Genomic DNA, 20,256 nt, shown 5'->3' on the forward strand with positions numbered 1-20,256 from the left:
GACCGTTCCGTTATCCTGGACGGACTCATGGGCAGGCACACGGCAGATCTCAGCTCCGACCGCGGTACCCGCGAGCACCTCGACCGTCCGGTCGTCGGTGAGCGCCGCGCGGCACGTGACCGACTCCGCACGTCGGAGCACGCGGTTCTCCACGCGACCCCGCAGGTCGAGACGGCGACGCTGCCGTTCGCCCCGCTGAGCGCGCCCGCGACCACCCGTTCCGCAACGGGGACGCCTGCGACCGGTCCGGTCCCGACCGGCGCGGTCCTCTCGCGTCCGGCTCCCGCCGACACCGCCCGCGGTCCGCTCGGTGTCCGCTCCGTCAAGCAGGGTCGCGCCGTCGCGCCGGTCGAGCGTGCACCGCGCACCGTCAACTCGGTCATCCGCGGCCGGGGCACGATCCCCGTGCTGTCCTTCGTGGCCGTCTTCGGGTTCGTGGGCGGATCGCTCTTCAACCCGATGCAGCCCGACGTCGCGCAGGCGGCGGTCACCGCTCCGGTGCTGGTCAAGGCGCCGGTCGAGCCGCAGCAGTACACCGCGCACGGCACGTACGCCGCGTTCGACCTGACCCGCGACGGGTACGGCGTCACCGTCCCGAAGCCGAAGGTCACCGCACCGCCCGCGACCGACGACACCACCGACGCGACGGACACCGACGCAGCGAAGGACGGCACGGCGAAGACGGTCGAGCCCTCGAACACCCTCGCGGCAGCGGCGGCGACGCCCGACCCGGGCAGTGCGCAGGCGATCGCCCAGCAGATGGTGGCCGACCGCGGGTGGGGTTCCGACCAGTTCAACTGCCTCGTCTCGCTGTGGAACAAGGAGTCGGGCTGGCGCGTCAACGCCTACAACCCGAGTGGTGCGTACGGCATCCCGCAGTCGCTCCCGGGCAGCAAGATGGCGTCCGCCGGTGCCGACTGGCAGACCAACCCGGCCACGCAGATCACCTGGGGCCTCAACTACATCTCCGGCGTCTACGGCACCCCGTGCGGGGCCTGGGCGCACAGCGTCGCCAACAACTGGTACTGATCGGCGCCCGGGGGTGCCGCGCAGCAACCGACCGCGGCGGCCCCGCGGCGTCGGGCCGGAGTCGGTCGACGAGGAGACCGGTCTCGACCGGCTGATGAGTTCCTGGCGGCGGACCGAGTTCCGTCGCGGGCGCGAGTACACCGTGCAGCCGATCTCGTCGGCGTCCGCGCAGAAGGAGTACGTCTGCCCGGGTTGCGGCGGCACGGTGCTCCCGGGGACCGCGCACGTCGTCGTCTGGCGTGCGGACGGGGTCCTGGGCGACGAGGCCGACCTGGCATCGCGGCGTCACTGGCACAACCACTGCTGGAGCATCGCATGAGCACTGACGAGACGAGCACTGACGAGACGCGCACCGACGAGACGCGCACGGAGATCCGGTCCGGCACCGAGCTCCCGGCACGGCGCACGGACGTCGAGCTGGTCACCGACGACCACCTGACGCTCGTTGGGGAGCTGGCCGAGCCGCTCGGACGCCCGGCCCGGGGCACCCTCGTCACCCTGCACCCGCTGCCCACCGCGCAGGGCTTCATGGACTCGCACGTGCTCAAGAAGGCCGCGGCCCGGCTGCCCGCCCTCGCGGACATCGCGGTGCTGCGCTTCAACTTCCGGTCGGTGACCTCGCCCCGCGGGACGTCGGAGGGTGTCTTCGGGGACGGTGTGTCCGAGGGCTTCGACCTCCGCGCCGCGGTGCACGAGACCGTGGCGCGCGGCCTCCCCACGCCGTGGCTGCTCGGCTGGTCCTTCGGGACCGAGGTGGTCCTCAAGCACGCGCTCGAGCACGTCGCGTCCGGCGACGTCGCCGGCGTCGTCCTGCTGTCCCCGCCCCTGCACCGCACGTCGGAGGCGGAACTGGCACGGTGGGCGGACGTCGACGTCCCCGTCGTCGCCCTCGTGCCGGAGCACGACGACTTCCTGCGGCCGGACGAGGCCGTCGAGCGGTTTGCCGTCGCTCCGAACGTCCGGGTCGTGCCGGTCGCGGGTGCGAAGCACCTGTGGGTGGGGGAGCGGTACGTCCGCATCGTGCTCGACGCGGTCGCGGACCTCGTGGTGCCGGGCAGCGCGCCGCTCCCGACGCACGTCGACGGCTGATCCCGGGTCCGGCCGGCGGGTCGACCCGTCGACGACGTGAGCCGGACGCGAGGCGCTGGTCGCGCCTCCCGTCCGGCTCACGTCGTGCGGTGGCCCGGTCTCAGCGCCGGGCGCCGTCCTCGGGGCCGGTCGCGTCGTCGGGGCCGGTCGCGTCGTCGGGGTCGGCCGCTGCCGGACCGTCGAACAGGCCGGTCGCGTGCGTGAGGACGCCGCGCAGGTTCTCGAGGTACCCGGCAACGGCGTCGCGCTCGGTGCGGATCGCGGCGAGACGGTCCTCGGCCTCGGCGACGACGGCTGCGCTGCGCTCCTCGGCCTCGGCGATCATCCGGTGCACCCGCTCCTGCGTCTCGGCGACCAGGGTGCGGGCGCGCTCCTGCGCCTGCGCGGTGCTCGAACGCTCGAGGTCGTCGGCCTCCTGCTGGAGCCGCTCGGCGCGTTCCCGGGCCTCGGTGGCCCGGCGGGTCGCCTCGGCGAGCTGCAGGTTCGCCTCGTCGAGGTACTTCTGCGTCTCGGCCACCGTCTCGTGGTGCTTCTGCAGGTACTCCTGCTCGGCGTCGTCGCGTCGGGCGGCGAGTTCCGACTCGAGTGCAGCGGCGGCCTGGTCGCGCTCCCGGGCGATCTCGGCGCGCCCCGCGTCGCGGTCCCGCTCGAGGTCGGCGCGCATCGTGTCGATCTCCTGACGGAGGGCGGTGCGCTCGGCCTCGAGGCCGGCGAGCTCGGCGACGCGGCGGTCGGCGATCTCGGTGTCCACCTCCGCGTGCTCGCGCTCACGACGCGCGGCCAGCTCGTCGGCGTGCTCCCGCGCGGCGCGTTCGGCGGCGTCGGCGGCCTCGGCCCGCTCGCGCGCGATGCGGCTGCGGTGCTCCTCGAGCTCGGCCGCGATGCGCTCGGCGGTCTCCTGCACGAGCCGCTCGTTCTCGGTCCGGGTCTGCTCCTCGTCGACCCGCAGCTGGGCACGGGCGGCCTGCAGCTCCTGGTCGAGTGCCGTGCGGGCCTCGGCGACCTCGCGCTCCCATCCGGCGCGAGCGGCGGCGAGCTCCTCGTCGAGGGCACGGCGGCGGTCCCCGACCTCGGCGTCGAGCTCGCTGCGGCGGCGTGCTGCCTCGGCGTCGAGTTCGGCGCGCTCGGTCTCGAGCGTGAGGGCGTGTGCGCGCTGCTGCTCGTCGCGTTCGCGCTGCCACGCTGCCCGACCCTCGGTGACCTCGCGCTCGAGCGCGGCGCGGCGGGTCTCCTCCTCGCGGGCGAGGTCCTCGGTCCGTCGCGTGTGGTCGGCCTCGAACACGCTGCGCCGGTGCTCGGTCTCGCGGTCGAGCTCGGCCGCGGCGGTCCGTGCGGCCTCGGCGGCCTGCTGCGCGTCCTCGCGGAGCTCGGCGGTCTCGCGTGCGACGCGGGCACGGAGGGCATCGGTCTCGCGGATCGCGACGGAACGGACCTCCGCGGCCTCGGTGACGGCTGCACCACGGACGGCGGCGGCCTCGTTGCGGGCGTCCTGCGTCAGCAGCCCCGCCTCGGACCGGGCCCGCTCGATGGTGTCCGCCGACTCCGCTCGGGCACGGGTGAGTTCGTCGGTTGCGCGGGAACGGGCGTCCTCGAGGGTCTCGGAGGCCTCCTGCCGGGCCTCGCGCAGCAGCCGCTCGGCCTCGTTGCGGCTGGAGGCGCGGAGTCGCTGGGCGTCGATGTCGGCCTGGCTGATCAGGCGGGTGGACTGCTCCTCGGCGACCCGGAGCGTGGACTCCAGGCGCGTCCCGAGTCCGCTGTACGTGGGCGTGCCGGCCTCGTCGAGCTCGCTCTGCAGGTCGGCGACGCGGGCCTGCAGGAGACGGATCTCCTTGGCGGCCTCGGCGCGGTCGGTGTTCGACTTGATGAGCTCGCGACGGAGTTCGTTCAGGGAGCGATCGACGTCGTCGCGGCGGTACCCGCGCAGCTCGGTCCCGAACTCGGCCTCGTCGTTCGCCACGTGTTGCTCCTCGGGGTCGGCGGAGGGCCAGCACCTGGCCCGGGCACGATCCTAGCGGCGGCCCTCCGACCGGGACTGAGACCGCGGCCAGCGGTGGGGGATGCGACGTCCAGGGTCCCTCGCTATCCTGGAGCGCTGATTCGCGCGCCGACCCCCCACCCCGGCGCGGTAGGGAGAAGATCCGTGCGATTCGTCCTGGCGATCGTCAGTTTCGTCATCGGTCTGCTGCTCGTCGCGCTCGCGGTCGGGCAACGCACCGTGTTCGCCCCGCCCTCGTCCCTGGTGGCGCAGTCCTCGAGCTCGGCGTCCGCGCCGGTCACCGTCATCCCCGGGTCGACGCTCACCGCGAACCCGGGCTACCAGCGCATCAACGTCTCCGGCTCGGGCAAGGTCTTCGCCGCCTACGGGCGCACGAGCGACGTGCAGGCCTGGGTCGGCGACGCGAAGCACACCACGCTGCGCTTCGACGCCGAGCAGGACCGCCTGGTCGGCAGGACGACCGGGAGCGGCGACTCCGTGCCCGACCCCTCGGGCAGCGACCTCTGGTACCAGGAGTGGGACGGGGCCGGTCAGTTCACCGTGCGCCTGCCCGCCGACGTGTCGATGGTCGTGCTCAGCGACGGCTCGGCGGCCGCCCCCACGGACGTCTCCGTGACCTGGCCGCGCGACACCGCGACGCCCTCGGTCGGACCGCTGCTCGTGGCGGGCGGGCTCTTCCTGGCCGGCGGCATCGCGCTGCTCGTCTGGGCGTTCCTCCACCAGCGCCGCGGCCGGGGTCCCCGTCGCCGCAGCGGTGGCTCGCGTCCGCCGCGCGTGCGGGCATCGCGGCGTGCCGCCGCGGCCGGCGCCCAGGTGCCGGCCCGCGCACGTCGGGGACGCCGACCGTTCGTCGTCGTGCCGATCCTGGTCGTCGGCGCGCTCGGGCTCACCGGCTGCTCGTCCGACTACTGGCCGCAGGGCGGCGGTGCGGCCGCGACGCCGACCCCGACCGCCTCGGCCACCGGCGCCGCCGAGGACACGACCCCGACGGCGGCAACCTCGCAGCAGATCCGCCGGATCGTGCAGCGCGTCGCCGAGGTCGCGTCGAAGGCCGACGGCGACCGCGACGCCTCGCTCCTCGAGTCGCGCTTCACCGGCGCCGCGCTCGAGCTCCGGAAGGCGAACTACGCCATCCGCGCGAAGGACGCCGACGTGGACGCCCCGCCGGCGATCTCCGCCGAGCAGGTCTGCGTCGCGCTCCCGCAGCAGACCGACAGCTGGCCGCGCACGGTGTTCACGGTCGTGGCCGAGGACTGCGGTGCGAAGACCGCTCCGCAGGCCCTGACGCTCGTGCAGGAGAGCGCGCGGGACGACTACAAGGTCGCCTACGACGTGTCCCTCGAGGCCGCGGCGGAGATCCCGAGCCTGGCACCGACGTCGCTCGGCGCCGCGCAGCTCGCCGGGGACACGAAGCTCCTGCGCATCGCGCCCGACGACATCGCGGCAGCGTACGGCGACGTCCTGTCGAAGGACGCCGACAGCGAGTCCGCCTCGCTCTTCGCGTCCGACGGCGACGGCCTCCGGTCGACCATCGGCAAGGCGTACAAGGACAAGAAGGCCGAGTCGCTGCCGGACACCGCGAAGATCGAGTACTCGTCGGAGGTCCCCGACGACAGCGCGATCGCCATCGCGACCGACGGGGCCGGCGCGCTCGTGTCCGCCGACCTCGACGAGATCGAGAAGGTCACCCCGACGGCGAAGGGCGCCGAGGTCAACACCGAGGGCGCCGTGAAGGCGCTCTCCGGCGTCGACTCCAGCACGAAGGGGGTCAGCGCCACGTACAGCGTGCAGCTGCTCTTCTCCGTGCCGCCGGTGGGCAGTGATGAGAAGGTGGTCCTGCTCGGGTTCACGCAGGGCCTGACCGCAGCGAGTGAGGTGCAATGACCAACGTCCCCCCGACCCCGTCCGGTCTCCGCGGAGCCGTCGACCTGTCGTCCCTCGTCGACCGCGCACAGCGGCCGGCGCAGCCCGGACCGGCGTCGACGGCGGGCGGCCAGCCCGGGACCGCCCCGACCGGGGCAGCCCCGGCGGGTGCCCCCGCGGCCGGTGACCTGACCGTCCCGTCTCTCGTGCTCGACGTCACCGACCAGACCTTCCAGGACGTGCTCCAGCTGTCCTCGGTCGTGCCGGTGATCGTCGACATCTGGGCCGAGTGGTGCGGCCCCTGCAAGCAGCTGTCGCCGATCCTCGAGCGGCTCACCGCCGAGTACGACGGCCGCGTGGTGCTCGCCAAGGTGGACGCCGACACGAACCCGCAGCTCGTGCAGGCCTTCCAGGCACAGTCGATCCCGACCGTCGCCGCGGTCATCGGTGGCCGGCCGCTCGGCCTGTTCGTGGGCGCACTGCCCGAGGCCGAGGTGCGCGACGTGTTCGAGCAGGTCGTCGCCGCCGCCGAGCAGAACGGCGTCACGGGCCGCGTGACGGTCGACGGCGCGTCCGCCGCCGAGCCCGTGGGTGAGCCCGAGCCCGAGCCGCTGCCGCCGCACCACCAGGCCGCGTACGACGCGATCGAGCGGGGCGACTACGCCGCCGCGGTCCAGGAGTACCGGACCGCGATCGCACAGGACCCGAACGACCAGATGGCCGTCGCGGGGCTCGCGCAGGTGTCGCTGCTCGCCCGGCTCGACGGCCGGACCGCCGACGAGCTCCGGAGCGCGGCCGCGTCGGCGCCGCAGGACGTCGAGGCCCAGATGGCCGTCGCCGACCTCGACGTCAGCGGCGGACACGTCGAGGACGCCTTCGGGCGGCTGCTCGACCTGGTGCCGACGGTGTTCGGCGCGGAGCGCGAGGCACTGCGCGTGCGGCTCGTCGAGTACTTCGAGCTGATCGGTGTCGACGACCCCCGGGTGGCCGTCGCGCGGCGGCGGTTGGCGAGCGCGCTGTACTGACGCAGGCGGGCAATCGCGGGTCGCGACCGCACGACGGACGGGAGGCCCGGTGCCAGCTGGCACCGGGCCTCCCGTCCGTCGCGTGGTGGGTCGCTCCTGTGGCGCGTCAGTCCGCGAGCCGCAGCCAGACCGCGCCGAGCGGCGGCACGACGAGGTGCGCCGAGGCCGGTCGGCCGGCCCACGGGGTCTCCTCGGCGGTGACGGAACCGAGGTTGCCGACACCGGAGCCGCCGTACTCGGTGGCGTCGGTGTTGAGCACCTCGACCCACTCGCCGGCGGTCGGCAGACCGAAGCGCCGCTCGACCGGTACGCCGGAGAAGTTGACGAACACCGCGAGCCGCTCGTCACCGGCCTTCCGCAGGAACCCGATCGTCGAGTGCGGTGCGTCCCCGCCCTCGATCCACTCGAAGCCGTCGGCGGTGGCGTCGTGCGTCCACAGCGCCGGCGTCTCCCGGTAGACCCGGTTGAGCTCGGCGACCAGGCGCTGGACACCGTTGTGCCCCGGGTCGTCCGCCTGCCACCAGTCCAGCCCGCGCTCCTCGGACCACTCGGCGACCTGCGCGAACTCCTGGCCCATGAAGAGGAGCTGCTTGCCGGGGTGCGCCCACATGAAGGACAGGTACGCGCGGACGTTCGCGAGCTTCTGCCACTCGTCGCCGGGCATCTTGCCGTAGAGGGAGCCCTTGCCGTGCACGACCTCGTCGTGGCTGATCGGCAGGGTGAACTGCTCGCTGAACGCGTAGACGAACGAGAAGGTCAGCTCGTCGTGGTGGTACGCGCGGTACGCCGGGTCGCGCTGCACGTACTCGAGCGAGTCGTGCATCCAGCCCATGTTCCACTTCTGCCCGAAGCCGAGACCGCCGGCACTCGTCGGCTGGGTGACGCCCGGCCACGAGGTGCTCTCCTCGGCGATCATCACGATGCCGGGGTAGCGCTTGTACGCGGTGGCGTTCGTCTCCTGCAGGAAGGAGATCGCCTCGAGGTTCTCGCGACCGCCGTGGATGTTCGGCAGCCACTCCGTGCGCGAGTAGTCGAGGTAGAGGATCGAGGCGACGGCGTCGACACGGAGCCCGTCGATGTGGAACTCCTCCATCCAGTACAGCGCGTTGGCGACGAGGAAGTTCCGCACCTGCGGCTGCCCGAAGTCGAAGACGTAGGTGCCCCAGTCGAGCTGCTCGCCGCGTCGGGGGTCCGGGTGCTCGAACAGGGCGTGGCCGTCGAACTTGGCCAGGGCCCACTCGTCCTTCGGGAAGTGCCCGGGGACCCAGTCCATGATCACGCCGATGCCCGCGGAGTGCAGCCGGTCGATCAGGTACCGGAGGTCGTCGGGCGAGCCGAACCGGGCCGTCGGCGCGTAGTAGCCCGTGACCTGGTAGCCCCAGGAGCCGCCGAAGGGGTGCTCGGACAGCGGCAGGAACTCGACGTGCGTGAAGCCGAGGTACTGCACGTGCCCGATCAGCTGGTCGGCGACCTCGCGGTACGAGAGCCCCGGGCGCCACGAACCGAGGTGCACCTCGTAGACGCTCATGGGCTTGTCGTGCGTGGTCGTCGCTGCGCGCTGGTCCATCCAGGCGCGGTCGCCCTCGGACCACTCGTACCGGGAGTCGGTGATCACCGAGGCGGTGAGCGGCGGGACCTCGGTGCGGCGCGCGAACGGGTCCGCGCGCTCGACCCAGCCGCCGTCGGTGAGGATCTGGAACTTGTACCGCTGCCCCTCGAGGGCACCGGGCCAGAACAGCTCCCAGACGCCGAGGTCGTTCAGGCGGCGCATCGCGGTGGTGCGGCCCTCCCAGCCCTCGAAGTCGCCGATGACGCGGACGGCCGTGGCGCGCGGCGCCCAGACCGTGAACGCGACGCCGTCGACGCCGTCGACCGTGCGCACGTGGGCGCCGAGGTGCTGCCAGAGCTGCTCGTCGCGGCCCTCGCCGAAGAGGTGCAGGTCGAGCTCGCCGATCGTGGGCGGGAAGCGGTAGGCGTCGTCCGTGGTCCAGGTCGCGTCGTCCGCGTCCGATGCGTCGTCGAGGTCGTAGTCCGCCTCCACGCGGTAGCGCCCGAGCGTGTCGGCCGTGGCACCGGCCCAGAGGCCGTCGCCCTCGGACTCGAGCTCGATGTCGTCGCCGTCCAGGCGGACCAGGCGCACCGCGGTGGCGAGGTGTCGGACCACGCGCACGCTGGTGCCGCCGTCGACCGGGTGCGGGCCGAGGACGTCGTGCGGCTGGGACCAGCGGCCCTCGGCGACCTGTCGGCGGAGCCACTCCTCGACCGGTGCCGGACGGGGCGCGCCGGCCGGGACCGGTGCGGTGCCGGCGGTGGGGGCCGCGTCGTCGGGAGCCGCGGTCGGGGCGTCGGGCGTGCCCTCGACCAGTTCGGCAGCCGTCGGCACGACGTGGCGACCGCCCTCGGACAGCGGCGCGTCGGCGCCGTCGTCGGCGGACGTCTGTGCACCGGGGGTCGGGGTCGCGTCGGGGGTCGGCGCCACGTGGGCACCGGTCCCGGTCCCGCTCGTCGGAGCCCCGCCCGACTCCGGGCGCTCCCCACCGGCGAGGGTCGCCGACTCCTCGACCCCGCGGTCCGGGGTCTCCGGAGCGGCCGGAGCGGCGCCGGGCAGGTCCTCGCCCGGTGCGGAGGCCCGCGGTTCGTACCGCGGACCCGTCTCGTCGTTCGCGGGCACCGCACCGGGCGCCCGCACCCGGGTGACGGGCGGCGGGGGCGGCGGCACCGGCGGGACGCTCGGTCCCTGTCCGCGGGCGGGGGTGGCGGGGTTCGGTCGGTCGGAGCCCATCGGCGGGTTCCCCTTCGGGTCGCGGTCGGTCATCGGTGGGGTCCCTCCACGACGAGCAGGTGCACGGGTTCCTGGAACGCGTCGAGCCGGACGTAGTTCGACGAACCCCAGACCCAGCGCTGGCCGGTCACGACGTCACGGACGTCGAAGGCCTGCTCCGTCGGCAGCCCGAGGGCGGCGAGGTCGAGGTGGACCGTGGTCTCGCGCGCCGAGTGCGGGTCGACGTTCGCCACGACGATGACGGTGTCGTCACGGCCGGAGCGGGTGAAGGCGCCCGGCAGGTGCTTCGAGTAGACGACGATCGCCGGGTCCTCGGCGTGGTGGACGTGGAGGTTGCGCAGCTGGCGGAGCGCGGGGTGCGCCTGCCGGAAGCGGTTGAGCATCGTGACGTACGGCGCGAGGCTCGCGCCCTCGGCCTCGGCCAGCGCGAAGTCACGCGGCTTGTACTCGTACTTCTCGTTGTCGATGTTCTCCTCGGAGCCCGGTCGGGCGACGTCCTCGAAGAGCTCGTAGCCGGCGTACATGCCCCAGGTCGGAGCGCCGGTCGCGGCGAGCGCGGCGCGCACCTTGTAGCCGGCGCGACCGCCGAACTGCAGGTACTCGGTGAGGATGTCCGGGGTGTTCACGAACAGGTTCGGGCGGAGGTAGGCGCTCGTCTCGTGACTGAGCTCGGAGAAGTACTCCTCGATCTCCTCCTTCGTGTTCCGCCACGTGAAGTACGTGTAGGACTGCTGGAACCCGGCCTCGGCGAGCGCCCGCATCATCGCCGGACGGGTGAACGCCTCGGCCAGGAACACCGTGTCCGGGTGCTCGTCGCGGACCTCGCGGATGACCCGCTCCCAGAACCAGAGCGGCTTCGTGTGCGGGTTGTCGACGCGGAAGATGCGGATCCCGAACGCGATCCAGTGGCGCAGGACCCGGTGGACCTCGGCGACGATGCCGTCGGGGTCGGAGTCGAACTGGATCGGGTAGATGTCCTGGTACCGCTTGGGCGGGTTCTCGGCGGTCGCGATCGACCCGTCGGCGCGGACCGTGAACCACTCCGGGTGCTGCTGCACCCACGGGTGGTCCGGGGAGCACTGGAGGGCGAAGTCGAGCGCGACCTCCATCCCGGTGTTCTTCGCCGTCTCGACGAACTCGCGGAAGTCCTCCTCGGTGCCGAGGTCCGGGTGGATGGCGTCGTGGCCGCCCTCGGGGGCACCGATCGCCCAGGGGCTGCCGGGGTCGTCCGGCCCCGGGGTGAGGGTGTTGTTCGGTCCCTTGCGGGCCGTGGTGCCGATCGGGTGGATGGGCGGCAGGTAGACCACGTCGAAGCCCATGCGCGCCACGGCCGGCAGGCGCCGTGCGGCGGTGCGGAAGTCCCCGCTCTTCCAGGAGCCGTCGGCGTTCTTCTTCGCGCCCTCGCTGCGGGGGAAGAACTCGTACCAGGCGCCGACGCCGGCGCGCTGGCGCTCGACGTCGAGCAGCTGCACGGGGGAGTGGGTGCGGAGGGAGGTGAGCGGGGAGTCCTCGACCTCACCGGTGATGCGCGGGTCGTCGACGGCGGCCAGACGGTCCGCGGGCTCGAGCGCGGTGTCCCGGAGCTGCTCGGCCGCCCGGACGGCGGCGGTGGAGTCGGTCTCCTCGGCGAGACGGTCGAGCAGGACGGCCCCGTCGAGGAGCGTCGCCTCGGTGTCGACGCCGGCGGCGATCTTGAGGCGCGCGGCGTGCAGCCAGGTCGCCCAGTCGTCGGAGAAGGACTCGACGTGCCAGGTCCAGACACCGACGTGGTCGACCTGCACGGTCGCCTCGTACCGGTCGGTGCCGGGCGCGCCGAGGAGCATCGGCACCGTGCGGGTGCCTCCGTCGGGGCGTTCGAGCACGAGGTCGGCGCCGATGATCCCGTGGCCCTCGCGGAAGACGGTCGCGCCGAATGTGATCACCTCGCCGTCGAACGCCTTGCCCGGGAACCCGTTCGGGGTCGTCGGAGCGAGCTGGGTGATCGGGATGCGTCCGATCTTGGGTCGGCGAGGTCGGTCTGCGGTGGCCACGGAGCCGACGCTACCCGGCTGGCGGGTCCACGTTCCCCGGATCGCGTCCGCGGTGCGCGGTCGGGCGTGCCGAGGAGCCCGTGCCGGGGAGCCCGGGCGCGGCGGGTGACGCCTGCGCGGGCCGCGGCCTACGCGACCTCGAACAGGTGGATGCCGGGCCCGTACGCGGTGAAGACCTGTCCGCCCGGTCGGAGCCGCTCGTGGTCGCGGTGCTTCTCGCTCGACCACGCCAGCCGGTACCCGCGCACGTCATCACGCGCCGGCAGGGTGAGGTCGCGCGTCCGGCCGCTGCCGTGCACGACGACGAGCACCCGGTCGACGGCCTCGTGCGCCCCGTCCGGTGTCGGTGTCGACTCGGCGAAGTACTGGACGACGCGGTGGATCGGCTGGTCCCACCCGGCGGTCGTCATCGGCTGCCCGTCCGGCCCGTACCAGGACATCCGCGTCGCGCCGGGGGTCTCCTGCCCCTCGACGCCGAAGCGCGTGGGCCGGAGCGCCGGGTGCGCGGCGCGGAGCCCGGTGAGCGCGGCGACCGCCTCGGTCATCGCCTCCGCGTCCTCGTCGTCCGTCCAGTCGACCGGCGTCAGGTCCTCGGACACGACGTAGGCGTTGTTGTTGCCGTGCTGCGTGCGGCTCCGCTCGTCGCCGGCGGTGAGCATCGGCACGCCCGCCGAGAGCAGGAGCGTCCCGACCAGGTTCCGCATCGACCGTCCCCGGGCCGCGCGGACCCCGCGGTCGGCGGTGTCCCCCTCGATCCCGTGGTTGAAGGACCGGTTGTCGTCGGACCCGTCCCGGCCGTCCTCGCCGTTCGCGGCGTTGTGCTTGCGGTCGTGGGAGACGAGGTCGAGCAGGGTGAAGCCGTCGTGGGCGGTGACGAAGTTGATGCTCGCGAGCGGGCCGCGCTCCTGCCCGAACGTGCTGCGCGAACCGGTCATCGCGTCGGCGAGCCGACCGATGCCCGCGTGGGGCGTGCCGTTCCGGCGCTCCTCGGCGATGTCGGTCAGCCAGAACTGCCGCACGGTGTCCCGGAAGCCGTCGTTCCACTCGCTCGTGCCGACGCCGAAGGCGCCCGTCCGCCACCCGTCCGGTCCGACGTCCCACGGCTCGGCGACGACGAGCACGTCCTGCAGGTCCGGGTGCTGCCGGATCCGCTCGAGCAGGGGGTGCGCGGGGTCGAAGACGTGCCGGCCGTCGCGGGCGAGCGAGGCCATGAGGTCGAAGCGGAAGCCGTCGACCTGTACCTCGCGCGCCCAGTAGCGCAGGCTCTCGACGACGAGGTCCGCGGTCGCCCCGACCGAGGTGTCGAGGGTGTTCCCGCAACCGGTCGTGTCGTAGTAGGCGGCGTCGTCCTCGGTCCAGCGGTACCGGTTCGCGCCGTCGATGCCGCGCAGCGAGGTCGTCGGACCGCCGGGCCCCTCCTCAGCGGTGTGGTTGTAGACGACGTCGAGCAGCACCTGGATGCCCGCCTCGTGCAGGAGCCGCACCATCCCCTTGAACTCGCGGAGGACCGCCGTCGCGCCGGCGGCCCGGGCGTCCGAGGACGCGTACGCGGCGTGCGGTGCGAAGAAGCCGAGCGTGTTGTAGCCCCAGGCGTTCTCGCGCCCGGCCGCCCGGAGCCACGCCTCGGTGTCGAACGCCTGCACCGGCAGGAGCTCCAGCGTCGTCACGCCGGTGCGCCGCAGGTGGGCGATCGTGCTCGGGTGCGCGACCCCCGCGTACGTCCCGCGCAGGTGCTCGGGGACGTCGGGGTTCGCCGCCGTGAGGGTGCGGACGTTCGCCTCGTACACGACGGCGCGGTCGCGGGGCACGTCGGGCTTCCGGACGTCGCCCCAGTCGAACGACTCGTCGACCACGACGCCCGTCCAGCGCGGGTGGGCACCCGTGGGGTCCGCGGGCTCGATCCCGCGTGCTGCCGGGTCGAGCAGCGGACGGGTCGGGTCGAAGTCGTGGCGGGGACCCTCCGGACCGTCGACGAGCAGGTGGTACCGGTCCCCGGGGCGGACGTCCGGGGTGCGGGCCGTCCAGCGGTCGGTGTCCGCCTCGCGCTCGAGGCGGTGCTCGGTCGTCCGGCCGTCGTCGGCGGAACGGACCACGAGGGCCACCGCGGTCGCGGTCGCCGAGCGCACCGTGAACCGGGGGTCGCCGTCACCGAGGCGGAAGCCGGGGGTCTCGTCGGTCGCGGTGCTGGGCATGACGACCAGGGTACGAGGAGCCGCGGCTATCCTGGGAACGCACGACCACGGAGGTGCAGTCATGTCGGTCTACCTCGACCACGCCGCGACGACGCCGATCCGAGCCGAGGCGCTCGCCGCCTTCACGGAGGCGCTCGCGACCGTGGGCAACCCGTCGTCGATCCACAGCGCCGGTCAGCGCGCGAAGATGCTCCTCGAGGACGGTCGCGCCGCGGTCGCACGCTCGCTCGACGCCGAACCGGTGGAGGTCGTGTTCACCTCGGGCGGCACCGAGAGCATCAACCTCGCCGTCAAGGGCCTGTTCTGGGCGCGACAGCAGGACCGGCCCCGCCCGCGCATCGTCGTCCCCGCGGGGGAGCACCACGCGACGGTCGACACGGTGGAGTGGCTCGCGCGCCACGAGGGCGCGGTCGTCGACGTGGTCCCGCTGGACGCGCAGGGTCGCGTGGACCTCGCCGGTCTGGAGGCACGGCTCGCCGACGCCTCGGACGTCGCCCTGGTCACGTTCCTCTGGGCCAACAACGAGGTCGGCACCCTGCAGCCGGTCACCCGGATCGTCGAGCTGGCGCACGCCGCCGGCGTGCCCGTGCACAGCGACGCCGTCGCCGCCTACGGCCAGGTCCCGGTGTCCTTCGCCGGCTCCGGTCTCGACGCCCTGAGCGTGTCCGCGCACAAGATCGGCGGGCCGGTCGGCATCGGCGCGCTCGTGCTCGGCCGACGGGCGACGGTGGAACCGCTCATCCACGGCGGCGGACAGCAGCGCCAGGTCCGCAGCGGCACGCAGGACGCGCCGGCCGCCGCGGCCTTCGGGGTCGCGGCGGGCGCGGGGCTCCACGACCGCTCGGCACTGCGCGACCGCCTGGTCGCGGGCGTTGCCCGCGCCGTGCCGTCCGCGGTGCTCAAGGGGGACCCGGTCGACCGGCTGCCCGGCAACGCGCACTTCACCTTCCCCGGGTGCGAGGGCGACTCGCTGCTCTTCCTGCTCGACGCGGCGGGGGTCGCCGTGTCGACGGGGTCGGCGTGCCAGGCCGGCGTCCCCGAGGCGTCCCACGTCCTCCTCGCGATGGGGCTGTCCGAGGAGGACGCCCGCGGGGCGCTCCGCATCACGCTCGGCCACACGACGACCGAGGGCGACGTCGACGCGTTCCTCGCGGCGCTGCCGGACGCGGTCGCCCGCGCGGGCCGCGCCGGGATGGCGTCCCGGGCCCCGCTGCTCGGACGGTGACCGACGGGGCGGGCGCGCACCGTGCCTCCCGTCCGTCGAGCCGCCCGTGGAGCCGCGGTCGGCCGCCGCACGGCCACGCCGGTAGGATCGGGGACCATGGTCGAACTTGACTTCACCGAGCAGCTGTCCGCCCTCCGCGAGACCTTCGGCAACATCCGCTCGGTCGTCGACGTCGACCGGCTGCAGCGCGAGATCGCCGAACTCAGCGAGCAGGCGGGCGCCCAGGACCTCTGGGACGACGTCGAGCACGCGCAGGAGGTCACGAGCGCGCTCTCCCACAAGCAGGCCGAGCTCCGCCGCATCACGGACACCGAGCAGCGCATCGACGACCTCGAGGTACTGGTCGAGATGGCCAACGAGGGCGACGACCAGGAGTCGGCCGACGAGGCCGCGGTCGAGCTCAAGGCCATCCAGAAGACGATGGGCGACCTCGAGGTGCAGACGCTCCTCGACGGCGAGTACGACGACCGCCCGGCGGTCATCACCATCCGCGCGGGCGCCGGTGGCGTCGACGCAGCCGACTTCGCCGAGATGCTGCTGCGCATGTACCTCCGGTACGCCGAGCAGCACGGCTACAAGACGACCGTGATGGACACCTCCTACGCGGAGGAGGCCGGCATCAAGTCCGCGACCTTCGAGGTGGACGCGCCGCACGCCTTCGGCACGCTCTCGGTCGAGGCCGGCACGCACCGCCTCGTCCGCATGTCGCCGTTCGGCGCGGCCGGCAAGCGTCAGACGTCGTTCGCCGCGGTCGAGGTGATCCCGCTCATGCCGGAGACCGCCGTGATCGACATCCCCGAGAACGACATCCGCGTCGACGTCTTCCGGTCGTCCGGACCCGGCGGCCAGTCGGTCAACACGACCGACTCCGCCGTCCGCCTGACGCACATCCCGACCGGCACCGTCGTCTCGATGCAGAACGAGAAGTCGCAGATCCAGAACCGCGCCGCGGCCATGCGTGTCCTGCAGTCCCGCCTGCTGCTCCTGAAGAAGGAGGAGGAGAACGCGAAGAAGAAGGAGCTCGCCGGCAACATCACGGCGAGCTGGGGCGACCAGATCCGCTCGTACGTCCTCGCGCCGTACCAGATGGTCAAGGACCTGCGCAGCGAGCACGAGGTCAACAACCCGTCGGCCGTGTTCGACGGCGACCTCGACGGCTTCATCAACGCCGGCATCCGCTGGCGCAAGCAGGGCGACGATTCCTGAGCACCCTCGCGGGGCAGGTGAGCCGCGCGCCTCGGTTGACTTCCGACCGACCCGACCTACCCTGATCCGGTCATGATCAAATTCGACCAGGTCACCAAGGTCTACTCGGGCAACCCGAGTCCTGCGCTCGACGACCTCTCCCTCGAGATCCTCAAGGGTGAGTTCGTCTTCCTCGTCGGCGCATCCGGCTCCGGGAAGTCGAGCTTCCTGCGCCTCGTGCTCAAGGAGGAGAAGCCCTCCCGCGGCCAGATCCACGTGCTCGGGCAGCGCCTGGGTGCGCTGTCGTCGCGCAAGGTCCCGTACTTCCGCCGCAACCTCGGCGTGGTCTTCCAGGACTTCCGTCTCCTGCCGAACAAGAACGTCTTCGACAACGTCGCGTTCTCGCTCCAGGTGATCGGCAAGAGCAAGGGCTTCATCAGCGAGGCCGTGACGGACGTGCTCAAGCTCGTCGGTCTGGCCGGCAAGGCCACCCGCATGCCGCACGAGCTGTCCGGCGGCGAGCAGCAGCGCGTCGCGATCGCCCGTGCCGTCGTCAACAAGCCGGCGATCCTGCTCGCCGACGAGCCCACGGGCAACCTCGACCCGACGACCTCGGCGGGCATCATGGCGCTCCTCGAACGCATCAACCAGGGAGGCACCACCGTGCTCATGGCGACGCACGACGCCAGCATCGTGAACCAGATGCAGCGTCGGGTCATCGAGCTCTCGAACGGCACCGTCCTGCGCGACGAGCAGTCCGGCGGGTACCAGACGCAGGCGCTCCCGATCCAGCGCGGCTCCGGCGTCTCGAACACCACGGGCATCCAGACCATCCCGGGGCTCATCCGATGAGGCTCGGACTCGTCATGGCCGAGGTCGGCTCGGGCCTGCGGCGCAACGCGTCGATGGTCGTGTCGGTCGTCCTCGTCACCTTCATCTCGCTGACGTTCGTCGGCACGGCGATCCTGCTGCAGATGCAGATCAACCAGATGAAGGGCTACTGGTACGACCGGGCGCAGGTCGCCGTGTACCTGTGCACCGACACGGACACGACCGGCAACTGCACCGGCGCGAAGGCCACCGAGGACCAGCGTGACCAGGTCCAGGCACAGCTCGCGTCCTCGACCCTCAAGCCGTACATCGAGAAGACGTACTACGAGGACCAGGACCAGGCATACGACCGGTTCAAGCAGCAGTTCAAGGACTCGCCGGCGACCGAGTTCGTCAAGCCCGAGTACCTCAACGAGACCTTCTGGGTGAACCTGAAGAACCCCTCGCAGGCCGACGTGCTCGTGGAGAGCCTGTCGAAGGTCGCCGGCGTGCAGAGCGTGGTCGACCAGCGCGGGTACCTGCAGCCGATCTTCAACCTGCTCAACGCGTCGTCGTACACGGCGATCGGCATCGCGTCGCTCATGCTCGTCGCCGCGGTCCTGCTCATCGCCACGACCATCCGGTTGTCGGCGTTCAGCCGACGGCGTGAGCTCGGCATCATGCGCCTGGTCGGCGCGTCGAACCGGTTCATCCAGACACCGTTCGTCCTCGAGGGCGTCATCGCCGCGGCGATCGGTGCCGTCCTGGCCGGCGGAGCGATCGTCGCCGTGGTCTGGTTCTTCGTCCGGAACTACCTGGCACAGCGCTTCTCCGGCACGGCGTTCATCGGCATGGGGGACGCGGCCGTCGTCGTGCCCGCGGTGATCGTCATCGGCGTGCTCCTGGCGGGGGTCTCGGCCTTCATCGCCATCCGCCGGTACCTGCGCGTCTGACCGGACACCTCGACCGCGGCGCGCCGGGAAGGTGCGCCGCGGTCGTCGTGTTCACTAGGCTGTAGGGCTGCGTACAGCAGCACCGGGGCCGGCCCCGGACACCGAAGGGAGCCACCATGGCGAAGGAACGCGGCGAGAAGATCGTGGCGACCAACCGTCGAGCGCGCCACGACTACCTCATCGAGGACACGTACGAGGCGGGCATGGTGCTCTCCGGCACCGAGGTGAAGTCCCTGCGCGAGGGGCGTGCGTCGCTGGTCGACGGCTACGCGTTCATCGACGCCGGTGAGGCCTGGCTCGATTCCGTGCACATCCCCGAGTACACCGAGGGGACGTGGAACAACCATGCCCCGCGGCGGAAGCGCAAGCTGCTCCTGCACAAGCAGCAGATCGTCAAGATCTCGCACAAGACGGCGCAGGGCGGCTACACGCTCGTGCCGCTGCAGATCTACTTCCACGACGGGCGCGCCAAGGTCGAGATCGCGGTCGCGAAGGGCAAGCGCGAGTTCGACAAGCGCCAGGCGCTGCGCGAGAAGACCGACAAGCGCGAGGCCGAGCGCGCCATGCGGTCCCGGAACCGCCTCGGCGAGTGAGCGCGGCGGGGTGAGCCCTCGGCGAACGCCGGTGGCATCGTCCAGCACACCCCGCTAAGCTGGGGTCCGCTCCTCACGGGGAGCGTTGGCAACTCAACAGCGTGACAGCGGTTCGCACGTCCGGCCCGTACGGGGATGATCGGTTTCGACATTGCCTGTGTGCCGACGGGAAGCGGGCCGAGGACCCACGGTCATCTCGTGAACGATCCGTGGAAAACAACAAGTGCCAATTCCAAGCGCACTGACTTCGCTCTCGCTGCGTAAGCAGCCCAGCACATGAAGTCCGTCGGCCAGGTGATCGTCTTCTAACCTGAGTTCCGGCGTCATCCAGAGGACTTGCTGCACGGTTGCGCCTCAGGGCCGTGCGGGACTTGCACTGGGACTGGGCCCGTCGTCCTAGAAGCCGGTAGCAAAGGACGGGGCCGAGCAGAACGCCTCATCCGGATACGCCCGTAGAAGACGTCGAACCGCAGCGATGGACGGGGGTTCGATTCCCCCCATCTCCACCATCGCCGGTCGTCGGACCGCTGTCACGCTGATCCTCGCGGGAGGTCCCGCATGAGCGCCCCGTCGTCGTCTTTGGACGTCGACGGGGCGTTCGCTGTTCCTGCGGGTGTCGAGGACTACCGTTCGGTGCAGACGCGGGGCGAGCCCGCGTCGTTCCCGAACGAGAGGCCCACGCGTGGCGCAGGAGATCGCGATCCGAGTCCGTCTGCGAGAGCAGGACCGTCTGGGGTTGGCGGAGTACGAGCGGCTGGTCGGCTCCGTCGCGTCCGTCGCCGCCGTGGTCGCATGGCTGCCCACACCCGACGAGCGGCTGGTGTTGCGTGGCCGGACCGCCGAGCCGGTGCGACTCGAGACGGTGTCGTACGGCGACGTCTTCGAGATGCTCGTCGTGCTCGACCAGGACTCCGCCGCGGTGGAGCGGGCGGCTGCGGCCGTCGCCGCACTCGTGGCCTCGGTGCGCGACGAGGCGGTCGCGGACGACGTCACCGGCATCGCGGGAGAGCTCGACCGCCTCGACCGGTCCGCTCCGCGGGGGCGCTCCACGGTCGAGCGCTCGCTCCGCGCGTTCCTCGAGGGAGCGCGCGCGGACGTCCTGGCGCGCCGGACCACCACGAAGGTCCGTGCGGCGCAGGCGCTGCTGCGGCTCGCCGAGGACGGCGCCGAGCTGGTGGTCGAGCGGGTCGAGGACGCGCTGGCGCCCGTCGTCGAGGAGCAGCCCGTCGAGGTGCTCGCGGACTCCGGGAGCGCCGTGGTGGTCGAGCCCGTCGACGGTCTCGCACCCTCCGGCGTGGGCGCTCCCCGCACGGAGGAGCAGCCCGTCGAGGAGCAGCACGACAAGAAGAAGGACGAGAAGAAGTCCGACGCGAAGAAGAAGGATAAGAAGAAGTCGGACAAGAAGTCCGACAAGAAGAAGTCCGACAAGAAGAAGGACAAGAAGAAGTCCGACAAGAAGCAGTCCGACAAGAAGCAGTGAGCCC

15 protein-coding genes and 1 other RNA gene are annotated in these 20,256 nt (G+C 72.3%); 12 read left to right on the forward strand and 4 right to left on the reverse strand.

Annotation, left to right across the window (positions count from 1 at the left end; translation table 11 throughout):
• The first annotated feature begins 27 nt into the window (after positions 1-27).
• The 3 genes from Cus16_RS16785 to Cus16_RS00390 are packed head-to-tail and all read left to right on the forward strand — an operon-like array spanning position 28 to position 2,118.
• Positions 28-1,029, forward strand: coding sequence for a lytic transglycosylase domain-containing protein (locus Cus16_RS16785; RefSeq protein ID WP_223246467.1), 1,002 nt, complete (start codon positions 28-30; stop codon positions 1,027-1,029).
• A 13-nt stretch (positions 1,030-1,042) separates the two neighbouring features.
• On the forward strand, positions 1,043-1,348 hold the full coding sequence (locus Cus16_RS00385; protein WP_069710687.1) for a hypothetical protein: 306 nt from the start codon (positions 1,043-1,045) through the stop codon (positions 1,346-1,348).
• Positions 1,345-2,118 carry an alpha/beta hydrolase gene (locus Cus16_RS00390; protein WP_069710688.1) on the forward strand — a complete coding sequence of 258 codons (774 nt, stop codon included), beginning with the start codon at positions 1,345-1,347 and terminating at the stop codon, positions 2,116-2,118. The genes Cus16_RS00385 and Cus16_RS00390 overlap by 4 nt, the downstream gene beginning before the upstream one ends.
• Before the next feature lie 100 nt (positions 2,119-2,218).
• Here Cus16_RS00390 and Cus16_RS00395 read toward each other — a convergent pair whose 3' ends face one another.
• Complete coding sequence (locus Cus16_RS00395) at positions 2,219-4,075, reverse strand: hypothetical protein (protein ID WP_069710689.1); 1,857 nt, start codon at positions 4,073-4,075, stop codon at positions 2,219-2,221.
• 183 nt (positions 4,076-4,258) lie between these two features.
• On the opposite strand from Cus16_RS00395, the gene Cus16_RS00400 reads away from it, so the two are divergent.
• The gene (locus Cus16_RS00400) at positions 4,259-5,998 is read left to right on the forward strand and encodes a hypothetical protein (protein ID WP_069710690.1); all 1,740 of its coding nucleotides are present in this window, start codon (positions 4,259-4,261) and stop codon (positions 5,996-5,998) included.
• The gene (locus Cus16_RS00405) at positions 5,995-7,002 is read left to right on the forward strand and encodes a tetratricopeptide repeat protein (RefSeq protein WP_069710691.1); all 1,008 of its coding nucleotides are present in this window, start codon (positions 5,995-5,997) and stop codon (positions 7,000-7,002) included. The genes Cus16_RS00400 and Cus16_RS00405 overlap by 4 nt, the downstream gene beginning before the upstream one ends.
• Positions 7,003-7,108: 106 nt before the next feature.
• Here the strand turns inward: Cus16_RS00405 and glgB are convergent, their stop codons facing one another.
• From glgB to Cus16_RS00420, 3 genes are all read right to left on the reverse strand, one after another.
• Positions 7,109-9,817 carry a 1,4-alpha-glucan branching protein GlgB gene (gene glgB / locus Cus16_RS00410; protein ID WP_223246468.1) on the reverse strand — a complete coding sequence of 903 codons (2,709 nt, stop codon included), beginning with the start codon at positions 9,815-9,817 and terminating at the stop codon, positions 7,109-7,111.
• Complete coding sequence (locus tag Cus16_RS00415) at positions 9,814-11,814, reverse strand: alpha-1,4-glucan--maltose-1-phosphate maltosyltransferase (protein ID WP_223246469.1); 2,001 nt, start codon at positions 11,812-11,814, stop codon at positions 9,814-9,816. Before Cus16_RS00415 ends, glgB begins: the two co-directional genes overlap by 4 nt.
• 128 nt (positions 11,815-11,942) lie before the next feature.
• Entirely contained in the window at positions 11,943-14,006 is a 2,064-nt protein-coding gene (locus Cus16_RS00420; protein WP_069710692.1) for a glycogen debranching protein, read from the reverse strand.
• Positions 14,007-14,067: 61 nt separating this feature from the next.
• Between Cus16_RS00420 and Cus16_RS00425 the strand changes: the two genes are divergently transcribed.
• The 7 genes from Cus16_RS00425 (at position 14,068) to Cus16_RS00455 (ending at position 20,252) form a co-directional block, all read left to right on the forward strand.
• Complete coding sequence (locus Cus16_RS00425; protein WP_069710693.1) at positions 14,068-15,231, forward strand: cysteine desulfurase family protein; 1,164 nt, start codon at positions 14,068-14,070, stop codon at positions 15,229-15,231.
• A gap of 96 nt (positions 15,232-15,327) precedes the next feature.
• Positions 15,328-16,437 (forward strand): peptide chain release factor 2, encoded by a 1,110-nt coding sequence (prfB, locus tag Cus16_RS00430; RefSeq protein ID WP_069710694.1) that lies wholly within the window; start codon positions 15,328-15,330, stop codon positions 16,435-16,437.
• A gap of 72 nt (positions 16,438-16,509) precedes the next feature.
• A complete protein-coding gene (gene ftsE / locus Cus16_RS00435; RefSeq protein WP_083263579.1) occupies positions 16,510-17,268 on the forward strand; it encodes a cell division ATP-binding protein FtsE in 759 nt (252 codons plus the stop codon).
• A complete protein-coding gene (gene ftsX, locus Cus16_RS00440; RefSeq protein ID WP_069710695.1) occupies positions 17,265-18,179 on the forward strand; it encodes a permease-like cell division protein FtsX in 915 nt (304 codons plus the stop codon). Before ftsE ends, ftsX begins: the two co-directional genes overlap by 4 nt.
• Before the next feature lie 116 nt (positions 18,180-18,295).
• The gene (gene smpB / locus Cus16_RS00445) at positions 18,296-18,772 is read left to right on the forward strand and encodes an SsrA-binding protein SmpB (protein WP_069710696.1); all 477 of its coding nucleotides are present in this window, start codon (positions 18,296-18,298) and stop codon (positions 18,770-18,772) included.
• Positions 18,773-18,903: 131 nt separating this feature from the next.
• Positions 18,904-19,281: a transfer-messenger RNA gene (ssrA, locus tag Cus16_RS00450) on the forward strand.
• A 227-nt stretch (positions 19,282-19,508) separates the two neighbouring features.
• Positions 19,509-20,252 carry a hypothetical protein gene (locus tag Cus16_RS00455; RefSeq protein WP_141718747.1) on the forward strand — a complete coding sequence of 248 codons (744 nt, stop codon included), beginning with the start codon at positions 19,509-19,511 and terminating at the stop codon, positions 20,250-20,252.
• Positions 20,253-20,256: the final 4 nt, after the last annotated feature.

The sequence above is a fragment of the Curtobacterium sp. ER1/6 genome, from assembly GCF_001742745.1.
Taxonomy (GTDB): domain Bacteria; phylum Actinomycetota; class Actinomycetes; order Actinomycetales; family Microbacteriaceae; genus Curtobacterium; species Curtobacterium citri.